The sequence below is a fragment of the Streptomyces sp. CB00316 genome (assembly GCF_001905595.1).
In the GTDB taxonomy this organism is placed as follows: Bacteria; Actinomycetota; Actinomycetes; order Streptomycetales; family Streptomycetaceae; genus Streptomyces.
This window is the reverse complement of sequence record NZ_LIXI01000002.1, coordinates 785,169-803,204: the sequence shown is the minus strand read 5'-3', so window position 1 is coordinate 803,204 and position 18,036 is coordinate 785,169. Positions and strand designations below refer to the sequence as shown.

24 protein-coding genes and 1 tRNA gene are annotated in these 18,036 nt (G+C 70.9%); 7 read left to right on the top strand and 18 right to left on the bottom strand.

From position 1 onward, the window contains the following. Window positions 1–155: 155 nt before the first annotated feature. The 3 genes from AMK21_RS07710 to AMK21_RS07700 all read left to right on the top strand — a co-directional run bounded on the left by AMK21_RS07710 (window position 156) and on the right by AMK21_RS07700 (window position 3,040). Window positions 156–1,694, top strand: coding sequence for a M28 family metallopeptidase (locus tag AMK21_RS07710; RefSeq protein ID WP_073875416.1), 1,539 nt, complete (start codon window positions 156–158; stop codon window positions 1,692–1,694). A 246-nt stretch (window positions 1,695–1,940) separates the two neighbouring features. Continuing rightward, on the top strand, window positions 1,941–2,237 hold the full coding sequence (locus AMK21_RS07705) for a type II toxin-antitoxin system VapB family antitoxin (protein ID WP_003967677.1): 297 nt from the start codon (window positions 1,941–1,943) through the stop codon (window positions 2,235–2,237). A 185-nt stretch (window positions 2,238–2,422) separates the two neighbouring features. Beyond that, window positions 2,423–3,040 carry a LytR C-terminal domain-containing protein gene (locus AMK21_RS07700; RefSeq protein WP_073875414.1) on the top strand — a complete coding sequence of 206 codons (618 nt, stop codon included), beginning with the start codon at window positions 2,423–2,425 and terminating at the stop codon, window positions 3,038–3,040. A gap of 108 nt (window positions 3,041–3,148) precedes the next feature. Here AMK21_RS07700 and upp read toward each other — a convergent pair whose 3' ends face one another. Beyond that, on the bottom strand, window positions 3,149–3,784 hold the full coding sequence (upp, locus tag AMK21_RS07695; RefSeq protein ID WP_018513622.1) for a uracil phosphoribosyltransferase: 636 nt from the start codon (window positions 3,782–3,784) through the stop codon (window positions 3,149–3,151). 102 nt (window positions 3,785–3,886) lie between these two features. Here upp and AMK21_RS07690 point away from each other — a divergent pair, with 102 nt between their 5' ends. From AMK21_RS07690 to AMK21_RS07675, 4 genes are all read left to right on the top strand, one after another. Continuing rightward, window positions 3,887–4,129 (top strand): hypothetical protein, encoded by a 243-nt coding sequence (locus AMK21_RS07690; RefSeq protein ID WP_073875674.1) that lies wholly within the window; start codon window positions 3,887–3,889, stop codon window positions 4,127–4,129. A 219-nt stretch (window positions 4,130–4,348) separates the two neighbouring features. Beyond that, on the top strand, window positions 4,349–4,930 hold the full coding sequence (locus AMK21_RS07685; RefSeq protein WP_073875412.1) for a hypothetical protein: 582 nt from the start codon (window positions 4,349–4,351) through the stop codon (window positions 4,928–4,930). Window positions 4,931–5,221: 291 nt separating this feature from the next. Beyond that, the gene (gene tadA, locus AMK21_RS07680) at window positions 5,222–5,650 is read left to right on the top strand and encodes a tRNA adenosine(34) deaminase TadA (RefSeq protein WP_073875672.1); all 429 of its coding nucleotides are present in this window, start codon (window positions 5,222–5,224) and stop codon (window positions 5,648–5,650) included. A gap of 67 nt (window positions 5,651–5,717) precedes the next feature. Beyond that, a tRNA-Ser gene (locus AMK21_RS07675) sits at window positions 5,718–5,805 on the top strand. A 67-nt stretch (window positions 5,806–5,872) separates the two neighbouring features. On the opposite strand, the gene AMK21_RS07670 is transcribed toward AMK21_RS07675, so the two are convergent. From AMK21_RS07670 to AMK21_RS07600, 17 genes are all read right to left on the bottom strand, one after another. Next, window positions 5,873–7,150 (bottom strand): tyrosine-type recombinase/integrase, encoded by a 1,278-nt coding sequence (locus AMK21_RS07670; RefSeq protein ID WP_073875410.1) that lies wholly within the window; start codon window positions 7,148–7,150, stop codon window positions 5,873–5,875. Window positions 7,151–7,225: 75 nt separating this feature from the next. Next, window positions 7,226–7,438: an excisionase family DNA-binding protein gene (locus tag AMK21_RS07665; protein ID WP_073875408.1), complete on the bottom strand. Its 213-nt coding sequence runs from the start codon at window positions 7,436–7,438 to the stop codon at window positions 7,226–7,228. A 322-nt stretch (window positions 7,439–7,760) separates the two neighbouring features. Next, window positions 7,761–9,305, bottom strand: a complete 1,545-nt coding sequence (locus tag AMK21_RS07660) for a YfjI family protein (protein WP_073875405.1) — start codon at window positions 9,303–9,305, stop codon at window positions 7,761–7,763. A gap of 367 nt (window positions 9,306–9,672) precedes the next feature. Next, a complete protein-coding gene (locus AMK21_RS07655) occupies window positions 9,673–10,530 on the bottom strand; it encodes a bifunctional DNA primase/polymerase (protein WP_073875403.1) in 858 nt (285 codons plus the stop codon). Further along, a complete protein-coding gene (locus tag AMK21_RS07650; RefSeq protein ID WP_199863123.1) occupies window positions 10,527–11,192 on the bottom strand; it encodes a DNA cytosine methyltransferase in 666 nt (221 codons plus the stop codon). Before AMK21_RS07650 ends, AMK21_RS07655 begins: the two co-directional genes overlap by 4 nt. Continuing rightward, the gene (locus AMK21_RS07645; protein WP_073875399.1) at window positions 11,189–11,884 is read right to left on the bottom strand and encodes a DNA cytosine methyltransferase; all 696 of its coding nucleotides are present in this window, start codon (window positions 11,882–11,884) and stop codon (window positions 11,189–11,191) included. Before AMK21_RS07645 ends, AMK21_RS07650 begins: the two co-directional genes overlap by 4 nt. A gap of 85 nt (window positions 11,885–11,969) precedes the next feature. Continuing rightward, a complete protein-coding gene (locus tag AMK21_RS07640; RefSeq protein ID WP_073875397.1) occupies window positions 11,970–12,383 on the bottom strand; it encodes a hypothetical protein in 414 nt (137 codons plus the stop codon). A gap of 230 nt (window positions 12,384–12,613) precedes the next feature. After that, entirely contained in the window at window positions 12,614–14,743 is a 2,130-nt protein-coding gene (locus AMK21_RS07635; RefSeq protein ID WP_073875670.1) for an FtsK/SpoIIIE domain-containing protein, read from the bottom strand. Window positions 14,744–14,860: 117 nt separating this feature from the next. After that, a complete protein-coding gene (locus AMK21_RS07630; RefSeq protein WP_073875395.1) occupies window positions 14,861–15,184 on the bottom strand; it encodes a hypothetical protein in 324 nt (107 codons plus the stop codon). An 83-nt stretch (window positions 15,185–15,267) separates the two neighbouring features. Next, entirely contained in the window at window positions 15,268–15,456 is a 189-nt protein-coding gene (locus AMK21_RS07625; protein WP_073875393.1) for a hypothetical protein, read from the bottom strand. Between the two features lie 17 nt (window positions 15,457–15,473). After that, a complete protein-coding gene (locus AMK21_RS07620; RefSeq protein WP_073875391.1) occupies window positions 15,474–15,833 on the bottom strand; it encodes a DUF6251 family protein in 360 nt (119 codons plus the stop codon). A 103-nt stretch (window positions 15,834–15,936) separates the two neighbouring features. Continuing rightward, window positions 15,937–16,113, bottom strand: coding sequence for a hypothetical protein (locus AMK21_RS35030; RefSeq protein ID WP_158070704.1), 177 nt, complete (start codon window positions 16,111–16,113; stop codon window positions 15,937–15,939). Window positions 16,114–16,131: 18 nt separating this feature from the next. Beyond that, the gene (locus tag AMK21_RS35025) at window positions 16,132–16,305 is read right to left on the bottom strand and encodes a hypothetical protein (RefSeq protein WP_158070703.1); all 174 of its coding nucleotides are present in this window, start codon (window positions 16,303–16,305) and stop codon (window positions 16,132–16,134) included. Then, the gene (locus tag AMK21_RS07615) at window positions 16,292–16,642 is read right to left on the bottom strand and encodes an RRQRL motif-containing zinc-binding protein (protein ID WP_073875388.1); all 351 of its coding nucleotides are present in this window, start codon (window positions 16,640–16,642) and stop codon (window positions 16,292–16,294) included. The genes AMK21_RS35025 and AMK21_RS07615 overlap by 14 nt, the downstream gene beginning before the upstream one ends. Next, on the bottom strand, window positions 16,642–17,484 hold the full coding sequence (locus tag AMK21_RS07610; protein ID WP_073875386.1) for a DUF2637 domain-containing protein: 843 nt from the start codon (window positions 17,482–17,484) through the stop codon (window positions 16,642–16,644). The genes AMK21_RS07615 and AMK21_RS07610 overlap by 1 nt, the downstream gene beginning before the upstream one ends. After that, window positions 17,481–17,753, bottom strand: a complete 273-nt coding sequence (locus AMK21_RS07605; protein WP_073875384.1) for a DUF6303 family protein — start codon at window positions 17,751–17,753, stop codon at window positions 17,481–17,483. Before AMK21_RS07605 ends, AMK21_RS07610 begins: the two co-directional genes overlap by 4 nt. Continuing rightward, window positions 17,750–18,028, bottom strand: a complete 279-nt coding sequence (locus AMK21_RS07600; RefSeq protein ID WP_073875382.1) for a DUF6284 family protein — start codon at window positions 18,026–18,028, stop codon at window positions 17,750–17,752. Before AMK21_RS07600 ends, AMK21_RS07605 begins: the two co-directional genes overlap by 4 nt. Window positions 18,029–18,036: the final 8 nt, after the last annotated feature.

Here is an 18,036-nt window from a genome sequence, read left to right as displayed (position 1 = left end):
AGGACACCCGGCGGAAACGATCAAAATCAGCCACTGCTGTTCCCAGAAGCCACCCCACTCGCTAGCTTTCGCAACAGCTTTCGCAGCACGTTCGTTCGCACCTCCGTCACGTCTCGACCGGAAGGACTCTTGTGCACGCAACACGTCGCAGAGCCATGGCAGTTGTGGCCGCCACCGCCCTGGCCACGCCGCTCCTCCTGGGCGCAGCCCCGCACCACGGGCCTTCGCACGGGTCAGGCCACTCGAAGAGCGCCTCGAAGGAGGCGGTCAAGCTGTCCCGGGAGCTGGTGAAGAACGCGTCCGCACGTGACGCCTACCGCCATCTCCAGCAGTTCCAGGCGATAGCCGACTCGGCCGGCGGTCACCGCGCGGCGGGATCGCTCGGCCACGACGCCTCGGCGGCGTACGTCCACCGGCAGCTCCAGCGCGCCGGGTACCAGGTCTCCTACGAGAACTTCCGCTTCGTCTACACGGAGACCCTGGCCGAAAAGCTTTCCGTGGTGTCGCCGACGCCCCGCGAGGTGACGATCAAGGCGATGACGTACACCCCGTCGACGCCGGTGGGCGGTCTGTCGGCGGGACTGGTCGGCGTCCCCGTGGACGACACCTCGGGCTGTGAGGCGTCCGACTACGCCTCCGCGAACTTCACCGGCAAGATCGCGCTCATCAAGCGCGGCGGCTGCGCCTTCGCCCAGAAGCAGGCGGCGGCTGCGGAGGCCGGTGCGGCCGGTGCGGTCATCTACAACAACACCGAGGGCGTCCTCTCCGGCACGCTCGGCGAGATCGCGGCGGGGAGGATCCCGACCGGCGGGGTCACCCAGGAGGAGGGCGAACAGCTCGCCGCCGACCTGGCCGGGGGCGAGGTGACGGTCTCCTTCGAGATCCGCGAGCTCCAGGAGGAGCGCGCCACCCGCAACGTCATCGCGGAGACGCGCGGCGGCGAGGCGGCGAAGACCGTGATGCTCGGCGCCCACCTCGACTCCGTCACCGAGGGCCCCGGGATCAACGACAACGGCTCGGGCTCGGCCGGACTGCTCGAAGTGGCCCTGGAGCTGGCCAAGTCGAAGAGCAAGCCCGCCAACAAGGTCCGCTTCGCCTGGTGGTCGGCCGAGGAGAACGGCCTGCTCGGCTCGGAGGCGTACGTCGCCGGGCTCTCCGAGAAGCAGCGCGAGCAGATCGCGCTCTACCTGAACTTCGACATGATCGCCTCGCCCAACGGCGTCCAGTTCGTCTACGACGGCGACGACTCCGACGGGGTCGGCGAGGGCCCCGGCCCGGAGGGCTCGGCCCAGCTGGAACGCGACATCAACGAGTTCCTCGACGGCAAGGGCAAGAAGCACGAGGGCACGGACTTCACCGGCCGCTCGGACTACGGCCCGTTCATCGAGGTGGGCATCCCCTCCGGCGGTACGTTCACGGGCGCCGAGGGCATCAAGACGGCGACCCAGGCCCGGACGTACGGCGGAGAGGCGGGCGTCGCGTACGACCCGTGCTACCACGAGGCCTGCGACGACCTGAGCAACATCAGCATGCGGCACTTCGACCTCAACATCGACGTGATCGCCAACGCGGTCGGCACGTACGCCCACGACCTGCGCTCGCTGACCCGCCCGGTCACCCCGGCCCCCAGCACCGGCACGCCGGGCAGCGGCGGCGGCCTGCACGACGGCCACGGCCACGAGGTCACGGAGTAACAGCCCCGCGGGCACCGACAGAACACGTGCCGCAGGCTACGAGACGGGTTCAGCACCTCGTAGCCTGCGGCACGCCCACGCCCACCCACGCCCACGCGCACCCACGCGAGAACGCGCGCTCCCACCCGTACGGGGGAAACCCTGTCCCGGTATCCAGCGCTATGCGGCGCTCTACAACGTTTCGCAGGCCACCGCAGTGGGGTTCCCTGGCTGCGCCCGGCGCCCCTTGCCCGGTAGGCTTTCCGTGTGATCTTCAAGCGCATCGGAAATGGGAAGCCATACCCCGACCACGGCCGGGAAAGCACCCGACAGTGGGCGGATGTCGCGCCGCGTCCGGTTCGCCTGGACCAGCTCGTGACCACCAAGGGCCAGCTCGACCTGGAGACCCTCCTCGCCGAGGACTCCACGTTCTACGGCGACCTCTTCGCCCACGTCGTGAAGTGGCAGGGCGACCTGTATCTCGAGGACGGGCTGCACCGGGCGGTCCGCGCCGCGCTCCAGCAGCGCCAGGTGCTGCACGCACGCGTCCTCGACCTGGGCTGACACCGCCATCGTTCCCCGCGCGTCCGTGCGTATCACCCTTATAACAGCAGCCCTCGCGGTCGCACGCGAATTCGGGCCTTTCGGGTGCTTTCGTGCTCATCCGGGTGCCATACGTTGATCATTTAGTACGCAGCATCACCGGGTCGCACTACGCTGCCTCCATGAGCATGCTCACTCCCCCCGGCATGGGCGGAAAGTACCGCATCACGGGCGAAACCTATCCCCGCATGCGCCGCCCCCGGCACCGCCGCAGGATCGTCCTCGCGGGCGTCTCGGCCGTGGTGGCCCTCGGCCTCGCCGGCTGGGGAACACTGCAGCTCATCGACGTCTTCACGGGCGGCGACAAGAGCGCGAGCGCCGCCGGCCACCAGCGGGACTGCCCCACGCCGAAGCCCGCGGCCCCCGCCAAGGCTCTGCCGAAGCCGGCCGGGATCAAGGTCAACGTCTACAACGCGACGACCCGCAGCGGGCTCGCCAAGGCCGCCGCGGACGAGCTGAAGAAGCGCGGGTTCACCGTCGGCGAGGTGGGCAACGCCCCGGAGGCGTACGACAAGAAGGTCCCGGGCCCCGGCGTGCTGCTCGGCGCACCGACCGCGGCGGACGGCAGCTTCACCGTGCTGGGCACGCAGCTGCCGGGCACGGTGCGGAAGACCGACAACCGCAAGACGGCGGAGGTCGACCTGATCCTCGGCGCCAAGTTCAAGGCGTTCAGCACCCCGGCGGAGGCCACGGCCGCGATGACGGCCCTCACGAAGCCGTCCCCGGCGCCGTCGGCGTCCTGCTCGACGACGAAGAGCGGCTGAGCAGCACGCACAGGCACGCGCGGACACACCGGTGCCCCTCCCGCGACGTAAAAGAAGCTCACGTGGAAGGGGCACCGTTCTGTTCTTCTCGTGCCTGATGGGCGTGGGCTACTCCGCGGTCCCGTACATCCGGTCACCGGCGTCGCCGAGGCCCGGCACGATGTAGCCGTGCTCGTTGAGCCGCTCGTCGACGGAGGCGGTGACGACGGTGACGGGGGTGCCCGCCAGCTCGCGCTCCATCACCTCGACGCCCTCGGGCGCCGCGAGGAGGACGACGGCGGTGACGTCGTCGGCGCCGCGCTTGATCAGCTCGCGGATGGCCGCGACGAGCGTGCCGCCGGTGGCCAGCATCGGGTCGAGGACGTAGACCTGGCGGCCGGAGAGGTCCTCGGGCATCCGGGTCGCGTACGTCTCCGCCTGGAGCGTCTCCTCGTTGCGGATCATGCCGAGGAAGCCCACTTCGGCGGTGGGCAGCAGCCGCACCATGCCGTCCAGCATCCCGAGGCCGGCGCGCAGGATCGGGACGACGAGGGGCCGGGGGTGCGAGAGCTTGACGCCCGTCGTGGGCGTCACCGGGGTCTCGATGTCGACCTGCTCGGTACGCACGTCCCGGGTGGCCTCGTAGGCGAGAAGGGTGACCAGCTCGTCGGCGAGGCGCCGGAAGGTCGGGGAGTCGGTGCGCTTGTCGCGCAGCGTGGTCAGTTTGTGCGCCACCAGCGGGTGGTCGACGACGTGGATCCGCATGCGTCAACAGTAACCGCGCCTTCCGGCACTCTGCGCTGGCATCAACCACCTGTTCGGGGGGAAGGTGGGGGCATACGGACCCAGCGTTGGGGTGATGTGTCGATGGCGGACGGGGAACAGCCGCGGAACCCGGGCTCACGCGGAGTGAGCGACGCGCGCGAGCCGCAGGGCGCGACGGGTGACGTCACGGACGCGCAGGAGAGTGACGCGGCGCGGCGCAGGCGGCGCGCCCAATTCCTCCGCGAGCTCCATGAGGCCAAGCAGCTGCGGGACCGGGTGCAGCCGCGGCGGGCCCGTGCGGCCCGTATGCGGCAACAGATGCGGATGCGTACGTTCCGCTGGTGAAGCCCTCCGGTACCACCGGCGCACGCCCTCCGCTGATCGGGTCCGTCAGGCAGACGGCCGACCAGGCACTCCTGGAACTGATGGCCGACGCAACGGCCGAAGAGGTCTCGCTCGGCGCTTGTTTCTGCCACGATGCCGATTGGGCGGGGCTCAGAGCAGACGGATCGCCGTCTGCCCTCCCGTCGGACCGATTCACCTATGACCAGTGGGAGAGTCACGGTGTACTTCGCCGCACTGCTCGCGCGCACCGAAGACGGGTGGGAAGCGAGCGATACAGAGCTCGACAATGTGGAGACCCTGTCCGACCTGACGGATCTGGCCCAGAAGGTCTCGGTGGACGAGGACACGGTCCTGGTCTACATCGAGCAGGAGGACGCCTGGTTCGGCATCCTCCGGGTGGACGGTGAGGAGGACCCCCGTATCTACGTCTCGGACGCGTCCGCCGCCGCCCGCTCCTCGTACGGGGAGATCCTGCTCACCGACGAACTGCTCGGCCGCGAACCAGGGGCCGAGGACGAGATCGCCGCGCTGGAAGAGCTCGTCGACCTCGACGGCACGGAGGACGGCGAACCGGACGGCCCGGCCCGGCCCGCGTCCTCCTCCGCGACGACCACCGACCCCGGCGCGGATACGGGCTCCGATCCTGACTCCGGCTCCGTCCCGGCGGGCCCGATCGGCGATCTGGGCATCCTCGCCGACTTCGGGGTCTCCGAGAAGGACCTGCTGACGCTGCGAACCGACGCGCTGACGGAGATCGCCGACGCGCTGGGAGCGGCCGAGGTCCTGGAGGCGGTCCGCTAGGGGCTGTCCGGCGGCCCTGCCCGCCGGACAGCCTTCCCGGGGGCCGGACGGCGCTCCCTCGGCCGGACACCCTCCCGCTGCTGGACACCTTCCCGAGCCGGACCGCGCACCCCCCGACTCCGACTCCGGCCCCCTCCGGCCCTGGCCCGTTTCCGCCCTGTCCCCGTCCGTTAAGGTCCGCGGGTGACCGCAAGCCCGCCGAACCCTTCCTCCTCCCCCCGGCCCACCCCGGATCCCGTACGCGTACCTGTGCCCGGCCCCGACCCCGTACGCGATCCGTGGCAGGCCCCGATGCGCCGCGCCCTGGCCGAGGCCGAGAGGGCGGCGTCGGCCGGTGACGTACCGGTCGGCGCCGTCCTGCTCGGCCCCGACGGCACCGAACTGGCCGCCGCCCACAACGAGCGCGAGGCCACCGGCGACCCGACCGCGCACGCCGAGATCCTGGCCCTGCGCCGGGCGGCCGAGGCGGTCGGCGAGTGGCGCCTGACCGGCTGCACGCTGGTGGTCACGCTGGAGCCCTGCACGATGTGCGCGGGCGCCTTGGTCCAGTCCCGGGTGGCCCGGGTCGTCTACGGAGCCCATGACGAGAAGGCCGGCGCGGCCGGCTCCCTCTGGGACGTCATCCGCGACCGCCGCCTGAACCACCGCCCTGAGGTCGTCGCGGGCGTCCTGGAGGATGACTGCGCGACCCGGCTGACGGCCTTCTTCCGCACACTCTGACCGGCCACGGCCCCACCCCCGAGAACCGATTTCTGTGCACGCCCCGGGATGGTCTAAGCTCTCTCTCGGTAGCGTGTCCGAGCGGCCGAAGGAGCTCGCCTCGAAAGCGAGTGTGGCGTAACCCGTCACCGTGGGTTCAAATCCCACCGCTACCGCTGGTAGACGAAGGGTCCGGCTCGATGAGCCGGACCCTTCGCTTTGCCCTCCGTCTCAGTTTCCGTCTCAGTTGGCCGGTACGAGCACCCCAGCGGCCCCGTCGTCATTGTCGTCCGGCCGCTCTCCTGCCGGTTTCCAGATGAGTCCGTCGACCTGCCGAGCCACGTCCGTGCGCACGGTGTCGACCATGTGCTGATACCGCGCCGCCATAGCGGTGGTGGACCACCCCATGAGCCCCATGACAGCACGCTCGGAGACACCGAGGATCAGCAGAACAGTTGCGGCGGTGTGGCGGGCATCGTGCAGACGACCGTCCCTGACCCCAGCGGCAGCCAACAGCTCCTTCCAGTCGTCGTAGTCGGTGCGGGTCGAGGTGCCCCGTCCGTCCGGGGTGGCGAACAGCCATCCCTCATCCGCCCACTTGTCACCCGCCTCCAGGCGTTCGGCTTCCTGCTTCACCTGGTGGGTGGTCAGCAAGTCCGCGAGCTGTGCGGGCAGACCGACCACCCGGCGCCCGGCGCGCGACTTGGTGTCGGCCGTCTCCGGGTTGGTGCGCTTGCGCTGGGGGCAGTACCCGGCCTTACGCCCGCACGGGTCGCTGCAGCCGTGGGCGTAGCGCGGACGCCGGCGGCTTCGCCGGACCATCAGGACGCCCCGCGCCGTGTCCACGTCTGCCCACTTCAGTCCCAGGGCTTCCCCCTGCCGAAGCCCCAGCGCGAGCGCCACGGCCCACCGTGCCGAGTTCCGCCCCTTGTCGGCGGCCACAAGGAGGCGCTTTACCTCATCGACGGTGTACGGCTCGATCTCCTCGTCGTTCAGACGCGGCGCCTTGGCGAGCTGCACCGGGTTACGGGTGAGGTGCCCCCGGCGGACCGCTTCGTTCAGGGCCGTCCGGAAGGTGCGGTGGATTTGGTGGATCGTCCCGGCACGACGGCCATCGGCCTGCATCCGGCCGTAGAACCGCTCGATGTGCTCAGGCCCAAGCTTGTCCAGACGGTGCCCTCCCAGCGCAGGAATGAGGTGCTTCCGGACCGCGACGCCGTACCCGACCATGGTGTTCTCGTTCACAGCGAGCGGTGCGATGGTCTCCACCCAATGCGTCAGCCACGCCTCTACCGTCCAGGCGCGCCCGGCCTTGCGTACGGCTCCGCTGTCGCGCTGCTTCTCCAGTTCACGCACAGCGGCCGTCACGGCGGCTCGGGTCTTGCGTTCGACATGGCGCCGGTCCGGCTTGCCGTCGTCACGAATCCCCACCGTGACGCGGCCGTGCCACTTGCCGTCCTTGCCCTGATAGATGGATGAGCGCCCGTTGGGCTGCCGGGTGCGCTTCTTCTCTTCCGCCACGGGCGGACTCCTTCGGGGTGTGTGTGAGCACGGGACGCCACCAGGTGAGGTGGCGCCCCGTGTATGTGGAGTGGTTCAGGCGGTGTACTGCTCGGCGCGGCGGCGGGCGAGGTACGCGGCCGGGGCGTCGGCGGGGACGCGGCGGAGACTGCCGACCGTCAGCGACTCCAGTGCTCCCGAGCGGATCAGGGCGAAGCAGGTGGTCCGGCCGACGCTGAGCCGACGTGCGGCTTCTTCGACGGTGAGGAGAACGAGGGTCGGGTCAACGAGGTCTGTTGCGGTGCTCACGACGTGCCTTCCTCGGGGCTTGGGCCGGTATCCGTGACAGAACTGACAGAACCTAGCCGCTAGCCCGCTGACCTGCGGATACTCCGGTTTCCAGCGTCGTGACAAAACCTCAAAAAACTCTGACAGAACCTCCGGGCAGGGGTTTCTGTCAGAGCGCCCCCGACACCGGCACGGCCGGTGTGGGCTGTGTCGGAAACCGGGGGCGGGGAGGTTCTGTCAGAGTTTTCGGAGGTTTTGTCAGAGCCGTGATCATGGCTCTTTGTGCAGGTCAGCGGGTTAGAGCGGGGGTTGTGTCAGTTCTGTCAGCGGAATGGGGGTTCTGTCAGCCGGTGGTGAGTGGCGGGGTGACGTTGGGGTGGGTGTCGAAGCGGGGCGACGGCGGCCGGCCACCGCGCCCGGTACGCGCGGGTGCGGGCTGCTGGCGGACCCATCCGTGTTCTTCCAGCAGCATCAGCGCGGGGTCCAGGTCGGTCATGGCGGGGAAGTCACCGCGCGACAAGCCCCGGAACAGCTCCCGCTTGGTGAAGCCGGAGAGGCGCTGTTCCTTGAGGTGGGTGAGGAGCTGGTGGGCGGCTCCCTGTGCGGGGTCGGCGCCCATGGCGTCGAAGACTTCCAGGGCGTGAGCGGTGAAGTAGTCGCCAATCTCCACTGCGTTGGCCATGGTGGCGGCTTCGATGGGGACCATCCATCCGTTGTCGGGATGGGTGGCCAGGTGGAGGAGTCCGGCGATGCGGGCGACGGCCCCGTCGCGCTTGGACGCCCACTTGATGACCGGATGGAGGCTGCGGCCCTTCCCGATCCGAGACTCGGTCACCTTCTGATAGGCCAAGAGGACAGCGTCGGCGTCGGGAGTGAGGGTGAGGACGGCCGGGTCGGTCCAGTCCGCCAACGCCAGCGTCAGCCCACCCAACCGCTTCGCATAGGCAGCCGCGGTTTCCTCCGGCAGGAGGTTCGGGGTGAGGTTGCGGGAGCCGACGAGAGAGACGGGCTTGGCGTACAGGAACCGGGCCAGCAGTCCCCGCCCGTCAGCCCCCTTCACCCTGCCCAGGGCGTCCAGCACTTCGGGCTGGATGGCCAGGCCCATGGTGATGGCGGGGGCTTCGACGTGCTGCGCGTCCCGCCCCTGCCTGTTCACCCTCACCATGTCCCCGGCGTGGCCCTTGAGGAAGATGCCCATGTTGGGCGTGCCGGAGTAGCGTCCGGCGATGATGTCGAAGATCTCGCCCTCGGCGGACATGACGCTCATCCGCCCGTCCTGGTCCGCGACCAGGGTGGCGAGGCTTTCGGGGGTGACGTCGTCCGCGACCAACTGCGGCTTCGCGGGCACCGTCATCTCATCCGCCTGCTGGGCGAGGTGGACGGCTTCGGCGGTGAGCTGGTCCCGCAGCCCCGGTTCGGCTGCTGCGGCCTTCTGGGCGGCCTTGTCGGCTGCGGAACGGGCCAGGCGGGCGGTGGTCTCGGCTTCCGCCCGGCGCGGACCAGACAACTCCACCAACGCCTTCTCAGCGGCGAGGAGCGGGCCGGTCATGAGGGTGAACACGGCGCTCTTACGGTTGCCGGGGGGCAGGGCCACGGCGGTGTAGAGGTTCACCGGCTCCCGCCAGTGCCCCCGCACGTGAACCGTGGCCCGCCCGCCGGCCGCCGTGGCGAGCACAGCGAGGGCCAGGCACCCGGCCAGGTCCACCGGGGTCTGCGTCTCCTCCGCTACTCCGGCGACCATGCCGCTCAGCCACTCGGGCAGCGCGTGCACGGGGAACGTGGGGAGTTCGCGGCGGGGGTTGAGGGGGACGGGTTCATCCCAGACGGGGCCGGTGATGGTCTCGGGGTCCAGGGAGTCGTTGAAGCCCTCCCACAGGTCGGCGCTCATGCGGCCTTGCTCCCTTCCAGGTTGCGCAGCGGGCAGGACTCGGGGTGGGCGGTGTGGGCTTCAATCAGGGCCAGGACACCGGAACGGCCGCGTGCGGTGCGCTCGTATCCGCACCGGCACCAGGACCGGGCCGACACCAGAGCCGAGAACGACGGCGGCGCGACGACGTCCAGGCACCGCAACACCTGCCGGGGGCCGGGCGTGGTGGGCGGGTGCGGGTCAGGGCGGACAAGACGAAGCGGACGGCCTACGGCCGACGACTTACGCCCAACCACCGCACGCACCGCCCGGGATGCTGTTGTGGGGGCGGTGGGAAGCCCGTCGATGCCGAGCTGACGCCCACCCGGTGTGGGTTCGGAGGCGTTGTTCATGCGGCGCCTGCCAGGCCGTTGGTGACCGCCCTGGCCGCGTACGGCTCGGGAACGCCCATGGACACGGCGGTGGTGATGAGCTGCTGTCCCAGGACGTCCAGGCCGCAGGGGCCGGGGCAGTCCGCGTGCTGCTTGGCGATGAACTGCGCGACACCGAACGCCTGCGACCCGGCCCCGCTCTCCCTGCGGGCCCGCACCAGGGCGAGACCGCGCTCCAGGCCGGTGCGGACGTAGCGCTCGGTGTGACGGCACCCGGTGGCCACCCGGTGATCCCACGCGGCTCGGTCGGGGGGTGAAGAGACCACCCCGCCCCGGGGGGAGGTGGTCTCTTCCTTCACCACCAGCCCGCGCACGACATCCGGCAGGGCGGTCATGGTGCCGGTGCCGGGGCCGAGCCACCGGGCGTAGGACATGGCCGACTTGACGTCCACGCCGGGCCGCACGCGGTTCGCGGAGGGCATCACGCCCCGGTAGATCCAGTGCTCGCCCCGCGTCGTCAGCACGATGCGGGTGGTGGGGAGCGTCTGGTGGGCCCAGACGACGGCGTCGGCGTCGTCCAGGTCCACGACGGTCAGCCCGGCCCCGCCGGGGTGGTAGGCAACGGCCTGAGCCTGCGCCCACGCGGTCGCCCACGGGCGGGCGGTGAGGGTGGCGGGGTCGGTGGTGGCGGCGGCCCAGGCGTGGCAGGGGCGGGGGCAGGTGCAGGGGCCGGGGGTCTTCATGTTCGGCCGGCCGCCGCAGGCGTTGTCACGGCAGGCTGGGCAGTTCCCGAACGGAACCTTCCCGGCCCGCAACGGCAGGACCGGAACACCCCGGGCGGCCAGGTCGAGGGCGGTGGTGAGGTGGGTGTTCATGCTGCGGCCGTCCTTTCGTGGGTGAGGAACTGGTGGCCGATCCACTGGGTGTAGGCGGGGGGTACGGCCTGGCGGGCTTCGACGTTGGTCATCCAGGTGCAGCCCATGGCGTCCGCGTAGGCCCGCTCACCCTTGTGCTCGAAGGCGAGCAGTCCCTTGTGGTGCCAGCACGGGGGCACCAGGTCACCGCCGCCGCCCCACGAGGTTTCGAAGACGCGGTGGCGGCGGACGTTGAGGCCGAACTGGGAGCCGCACAGCAGGTAGTCGGGGCGCAGTGTGCCGTCCCAGGAGGCTTCGGGGACGTTCTCGATGAGCCAGGGCCTGCCGCAGGCGGCCTGGAGTTCGCGGCCGGGGGTGATCAGGTCCGGGTGGTCGTCGCGGCTGCCGCGCCAGGCGGTGACGCGGGCCTTGTTCTGGCAGGGCCAGGAGGCGTGGACCAGGTCGTACCGCTCGATCTCCCTGGTGGCCGTGATGGTGGCGAGGTAATCGAGGGCGTCGGCCTGGTGGAAGGTGAAGGGGTAGTTCGGCATGGGGTGCAGGTCGACGCCAGTCACGTCGTATCCGGCGAGGTAGTAGCCCATCGAGAGGCCACCGGCCCCGCAGCACAGGTCCAGCACCCGCAGCCCGTTCGGCTTCCGCAGCGGCAGCACACGCGCGTTCATGCGGCCACGCCCAGACCGGCCGCCGCGAGGAACGTGAGTGCGGTGGTGCCGATCCAGTGGGTGTAGGCCGGGGGGATGCATTCGCGGATGCCGTCGCGGTTCATCCAGGGGACACCCATGACGTTGCGGGCGTGCTGGACGCCGGAGAAGTTGCCGACGAACTGGCCGTAGTGGCCGGGCGGGATGGGGCGGCCCATCTTCGCCTGCGGGACCAGGTGCGGGGGGTGGTGGGGCTGGGTGAGGGTGAGGCCGCCGCCGGTCTCGAAGTACCGGTGCCGGTAGGTCTCCACCCCGAACATCGGCCCGCACAGCATGACGGGCCGGTCCAGCTTCGGCAGGGCACCGCGTACGTTCTCCAGCACCCACGGCTGCCCCGTGGTATGGAGGGCGGTGCGGGTGGGGGCGATGAGGTCGGGGTGGGTGTTGCCCTGGAGGCGCTGGCAGTCGCTGTCGTGCTGGCACGGCGGGGAGGCGTGGATGACGTCGAACTCTCCGCCGTGCTCCAGGACGTAGGCGATGGCGTCGGCCTGGACGAACCGGTGCGGGTAGCGGGGCTGGGGTGCGGTGTCGACGCCGGTCACGTCGAACCCGGCATCGGCGTAGCCCTTGGCGGCGCCGCCCTGGCAGCAGAACAGGTCGAGTAAGCGCGGCCGGTGGCCGGATGCTCGCCGGATGGTGGTGTGTTGGGTCATGCTGGGTGTCTCCAGTTCTCGTCAGGGAGCTGCTGGACAAGGGCGGTCCCGGTCTTTGGCGAGAGGGGGGCCGCCCTTGGCGTAGCTACTGGTTGTCGGCCCACAGGGCGTATTCCTGGCGGATGTAGCCGCGCGGGTTGTGGGTGCTGTCGGGGTGGTCGGGCGGGTAGGGGCCGTTGGCGTAGCCGCCGGGTCCGAGTCCGGCGGCGTGGTCGATGGCGAGCAGCCGGCGGGCGGTGTCGTCGGCCGCCGCGTCGGCGTCGCTGTCGGTGCTTCCGGCGACGGTGAAGGTGCGCTGGTGTTCGGTGAGGGCGATGCGGTCGAAGACGGCGGCCTTGCGGAGCCAGTACTCGCGGGGGTTGGTGAGGTGACCGAAGTCCCGCGCGGTGTAGGCGACCCAGGTGATCTCGCTGGTGATGCTCGGGGCGAGGGCGTACGCCGCTTCCGGCGTCGGCCACCTGCCCCCGGTCTCGGTGCTGTCGGGGTACGTCTCGGGCATGACGGTGCACTCCTTGGAGAGTTGAAGCGGAATCCCTGCCAGTGATAGGCCAGGGAGGCGAACGCACCCCCTGTCGGGGTGCGTGTGGAGGGGGTTTCGGGGGTCTGACCTGCGGGGCCTCCCCGCCTCCCCGAAACGGTGTTTTCGCTGATCAACGTGGGGGAGGCGGTGCGGGGAGGGGGTTGGGGAGTTCTCCCCGCCTCCCCGCCTCGGGAGGGTGCGCCTCCCCGCTACTGGGAGGCGGAAGCGGAACCGTCGGTGTCGCGGTTGGCGAGGGCGCGCAGGACGTGATCGCGGTGGACGACCATGACGCCGTGGGACTTCTTCGGCTCCTCGCCGTGGGCCTCCAGCAGGCTCTTGAGCCGGTCGTTGGTCCACTGGTTGCCGTAGACCTTCGGGTCCAGGGAGTGCAGCCGCTTGAGCACCTCGTTGGTTCGCATCCGGGGCGCGTCGGCGAGGACGGCGGCCACGTCGGTGAGCGGGTCGCGCTCCTCACCACGGTCGACGGCGGTCAGGGTGGTGACGCCGTCGCGCAGGGCCTTGGCCCGCTCCGCGATCTCGGCGGCGTCGTCGGTGCTGATGTAGTGCGTCCGCACGGTGATCGCGGCCTGCCCGGCGGGAATCTTGATCCCGTCCGACGCGACCACGACGGTGCCCTTGTCCAGCCCCGGGCGCAGGAGGTTCGGGGCGGCCCCGCCGTCAACAGCCTTGTCGCCCAGCGCCATGCGAGCCTGCGACTCCGTCCCCAGCGCGAGGGAGGCGCGGGTGTGGGCGCCTTCACGGACCAGCTTGGGAAGGTTCTGGTCGGTGGGGTCCTGCGTGCCCTGGAAGAGCAGCACGTCCACCGCCCGCCCCTGGTTGTGGATCTTCCGGGCAGCCATAAAGTACCGGGACGTGGCCTTGGAGCCGCCGTAGGGCCGCTTCTCGCCGTCGACCACCGGGCACATGAACGCCACCTGCGCCTCATCCACGATCCCGATCAGCGGCGTGAACACCGTGCCGGGCGGCGCCTGGATACGGCGCTCCATCTCGTCGACCAGACCCTCCAGCATTTCCGTCGCCTCGATGACGTGGTCATCGGTCGGCCCCTGGATCAGCACGGTGGCCAGGCCGTCGAACATGCCCCAGTCACCCACGCCCTTGAGGTCCGCCACCCGGAACTCCACCCGGGCATCCAGCGCGAGCCAGAGGGCCAGGGCGCGCAGGGCGGCGGTCTTGCCCTGGTTGGACAGACCGGTGATAAGCATGTGCCGCTGGTAGAGGCTGATCAGGGCGGCGTCCCCGCGCAGGTCCTGGCCCCAGGGGGCGCGGCCCTTGGTGTAGTCGGCGGTGAGGGTGGTGTCGGTGAGGAGCGGGGAGGGGCCGATCGGCTCATCCAGCGCGCCGGAGTCCGCGATCCAGAGTCGGACGGTGCGTGCGGCCTGGGGGATCGTGATGAACACCTCGTGTTCGTGGCGGGCGAGGTTCTCTGCCAACTTCCGTCGGCGCTTCTGCACTTCGTTGGTGGCGACGCCGGAGGGGAGGGTGACGTCGACTTCGACACCGCATCCGGCGATGCGGATGGGGCCGAGCATCGCGGCCCCGGCGTCGCCCATCTCCTTCACAGCCTTGCGCAACGGGGCGATCCCCAGGTCTCGCAGGGCGGTGACGACGACGGACGGAGTGATCGGAGCCCCAGCGTCCGACGACCGGGCGGGAAGAACCCACTGCGGCGCCGCCTGCTGATGCCGCCCCACACCCCACAGGGCCAGTAAGGCGGCCCACGGTCCCAGGGTGACCAGCGGCCCCCACACGACCGTGATGACCACGACGATCCACCGGACCAGTTCGATCAACGCGAGGGTGGGGGTGGCGAGGTCGGCGAAGTTCTTGTTGGCGATGGCCAGGAAGATGCCGAGCACCAGCAGCCCACCGGCCGTAAGGGCCGCCCCGGCTGCGGCGCCCTTGGCGGCCTTCACCGGGGCCGACAACAGGTCCATGCGGCGCTGGTGGCGGGCGGCGCGGAAGCGGGACAGGCGCTCTTCCCACTCGGTGGCGAGGTCGAGGTTCCCCGCGGCTTCCGCCGCCCGCAGCATCCGCTCGTAGCGGGAGGCGGTGCGGCCCTCCCACGCACGGCGGGCCACGATCCGGCCCCCGCCGACCACGTACATGCCGTGGCGGACGGTGAACCGGGCGGTGGAACGCGTGCGGTCGTGCGTGGCGACCCTGCGCACGGCACGGCCGGTACGGACGATCCGCGACCCCTGCTGTGTGGCCGGGGTCTGCGGGGTGGTCGGCTCGGTGTCGGGCTTGGTCAGGTCAACCACCGGTTCGGCCGGCGGGGTGGGGCGGTGGTCGTCGAGGTGGTGCACGGTCCCCATGGCGGGGGCCTGGACGGCGGGTTCGGTCATGATGAACGTGCCTCTCCGGCTCGTTGCTGCTGGGTGGGGTGAAGGAGGGGGCGGCCGGTTTCCTTGGCCGGGTCCGGCTGCCCCCGCTCAGGTGCGCTCGGCCTTGTGGACGGCCCGCTCGGCAAGGCGTACGCGCTGCTCGGCCTGCTTGCGTGCCTCCCGGGCGGCGGGCTTGTCGGCGCGAGGGGCGGTGCGCTCGACGGCCTTGGCGGCGGCCAGGTCCTGGCGGGCCTTGGCCTGCACCTCGTACAGGGCGTTCAGTTCCTGCTGTCCGCGCTCGGCGGCGGCGGCGTCGATGCGCTCGATGCGGCGGCGGATGTCAGGGTCCAGGCAGTCCGCGAGGGACTGGCGGAAGCCCTTGCGGAACAGCTTGGAGCGCTCGCGGGACTCGGCTCGGGTGTAGCTGTGCACGGTGACCTCCCGTGGTGGGGCCGGACTGTCCGGCTCCCCAACCACCTCCGAACCTCGCTGGGTTCGGGGATGGCGGGCAGCCGTCAGGCGAGCCGCAGTTCGCGGGTGTGGCACAGGACGGGGCCGATCAGCAGCCCGACCCGGTGCACGGTCCACCGGCCGTTCGTCAGCGGTCCCGGGGGAACCTCGTCAACGATCCGGCCGGTACGTCCGACCGCACGCGAGTCGTCCTCACACGCAACGATCAGTACTTCTTGACCTGCCTGGAACACGGGCTTCTCCTTCCAGGTCAGCGGCGCTTGCGGCCGGTCGGGGTGGTCTTGCCGCCGACCGACTTCACGACGGTGACGACGCCCCAGGCGCAGACGGCGGCGAGCAGGGCGAGCAGGGCGAGGTTCGCGGCGATCGCGGTCAGCACCCCGACCAGCAGCGGGCCGAAGTAGACGCCGGCGGCCACCATCCCGGCGCCCATGCCGGAGCCGAGCGCGAGACGCTGCACCGTCCGGTCCGGCGGGGCCTGGTGGACGTGCACCACCTGCGGCACCGCGTTGGCCGACTGGTAGGTGGTGGGGAGGTGGTCGGTGTAGGCGGGGGTGCCGTCCGGCAGATTCACGACGGACGGTCGGCGGGGCTCGGGCAGGTGGTCCACGCGTGTTCCTTCCCTGGATGCGGGGTGGTGCGGGAGTGCCCCGGGCCGGAGTCGAACCGGCTGACCACCCCCGCGTTCGTCGGGTGGCCGGGGCAGTGGTGCGTCAGGCGTTCGTCGGCTGCGAGGTACGGGCCCCGGCGGCCTCGGAGGTCGCGGCGGATACGGCGAGCTGGGCGAGGATCTCGGCCTTGCGAAAGTCGTAGGGCGTGATGGCCTGGTAGCGGTCTCGGTCCTTGGCGAGGAGGCGCTCGGCGGCGGCGCGGTACTCGGCGGCGTTCATCAGACGGGGTCCTTCCGGTCAGCGGGTGGGCGAGGCGGGCGCGCAGTCGGTGCAGGACGGGTTGGTGCACAGCTCGATCCGGCCGAGCCCGAGCAGGCCGGTCAGGACGTTGGCGGCGCGACCTCCGGGCTCTCCGGCGAGACGGAGACCGGCGGCGTGCAGGGTGCGGGTGAGGCGTTCACGCAAGGACAAGGCGGTTCCCTTCGCAGGGGGCGGGGGTGTCGTGGCAGGGGACGCACATGCCGAGCGAACGCGGGATGCAATACCCCACGTCGGTCCGGCAGTTGGGGCAGGTTCGGCGGGCGAGCATCGCCGCCGCCAAGGCGGCGGCGCGGCCCGGGGTCATGGGGCGTACGGGCTTGGCGTGCTCGATGCGGTAGAGGTAGGCGACCAGCGGGCCGCGTCGGCGGCGAGGCCGGTGGACCTCCGCCACGACGTCCTGACCACCCGGCCGCAGCCCCAGCGCGCGGAGCTGACGGCGGGTGGCCAGACCATCGGGGGCGAGCCGCCACCGGTAGACGTCGGCCATCAGGCGGCGGCGCGCTCAGCGCGCAGGGTCTCGCGCAGCTCCCGCGCCTTGACCGGCGATGTCCGCACGGCCCGCCGGATGCCCTCGGCCGTCAACTCCTTCACCGGCCAGTCGGCCGTAGCCGACCGTGCTTCGATCAGGAGCTGTTCGGCGGTGCGCGTCGGTCGAGCCGATCGGGCGGCGTCGGGGACGCGGCCGGTCGCCCGACGCGGACGGGCCGACTCAGCGGCCACCGCCCCGACCGGCACCCGATCGGTCGGCTTCACCAGATCGACCATCCTCGGGGCCTCCAGCGCCGCAGGTGCCGGGGTTGGGGTGATCGGGGCGGGGGTCGATACTCCCAGGTCAGCCGTCGACCGTTTTACAGTGGTCTCGGTCGATTCCTCCTGATTCGTGGAGTCGGCCGGGGTCTCGATCGGTCGGTGGTGCAGCACCTTGGCGACCAGGTCGGAGCCGAAGTAGATCGACCCGACCGGCAGCGATGTGGCGAGCAGGACCAAGGCCCAGTTGGCGGGGTCCCAGTCGGCCAGTCGACCCCAGTCGACCACCTCGTCATGCAGCTCCGGGACAAGGCCGTGGACGTAGTTGAGGACGAGGGAGGCCAGGGTGTAGGCGGCCAGCACCCGCAGCGCGAACCGGCGGGCATCTCCGGTCAGGACCAGGGTCGCGACCAGGGCCAGGGCCATCAGGCCGTCGACCACGAAGGGGTAGAGGGTGGCGGCGGTGGGGTCGGCGCCGGTCGCCGTGGCGACGTCCCGCAGGGCGTTCCAGGACACCCGGAACGCCATCGCGACCACACCGACCAGAGCGGCGACCAGCAGCCCCTTGCCGAAGCGGTTCATGACGCCCCGTCCTTCCGCTGGACGTCCACGGACGCCAGCAGCTCGACGCGGTCCATGACCCCGGTGGGGCACTCCTGCCACTCCCACTCGGCCCCATCCGCGAGGACGAAACCGAGCCGGGCCAGTACGTCCACCCGCTCCTGCACCGTGGGCACCGGCCCGCTCCGCCCGAACGAGTGCTCGGGCCACTCCAGGCTGATCCGGTCGGTGATGACGTACAGCTCCCACTCACCCTGGAAGCTGTTGGACAACCGCGCGCCGTAGGTCATGCCGTACCCCCCGACACCGTGGCGTGCGACGAAGCGGCGGTGCGGTTGGCCAGGTCCCGGCGGGCGGCCAGCACCCGCCGGCGGGCCCGGCGGATACGCCGCGCATCCAGCTCGGTCGGCGTGCGGTCGATGGTCATGATCTGCGCGTCCAGCAAGGCGACGTCCGCCAGAATCAGCGGCATCTCCAGCTCGATCGCGTCCAGCTCAGCGTCAGTCGGCTCACCGTCGAACGGGGTGGCCGTAACAACGGCCTGAAGTGCTGCGATGCTCTTCACGGGTCTGT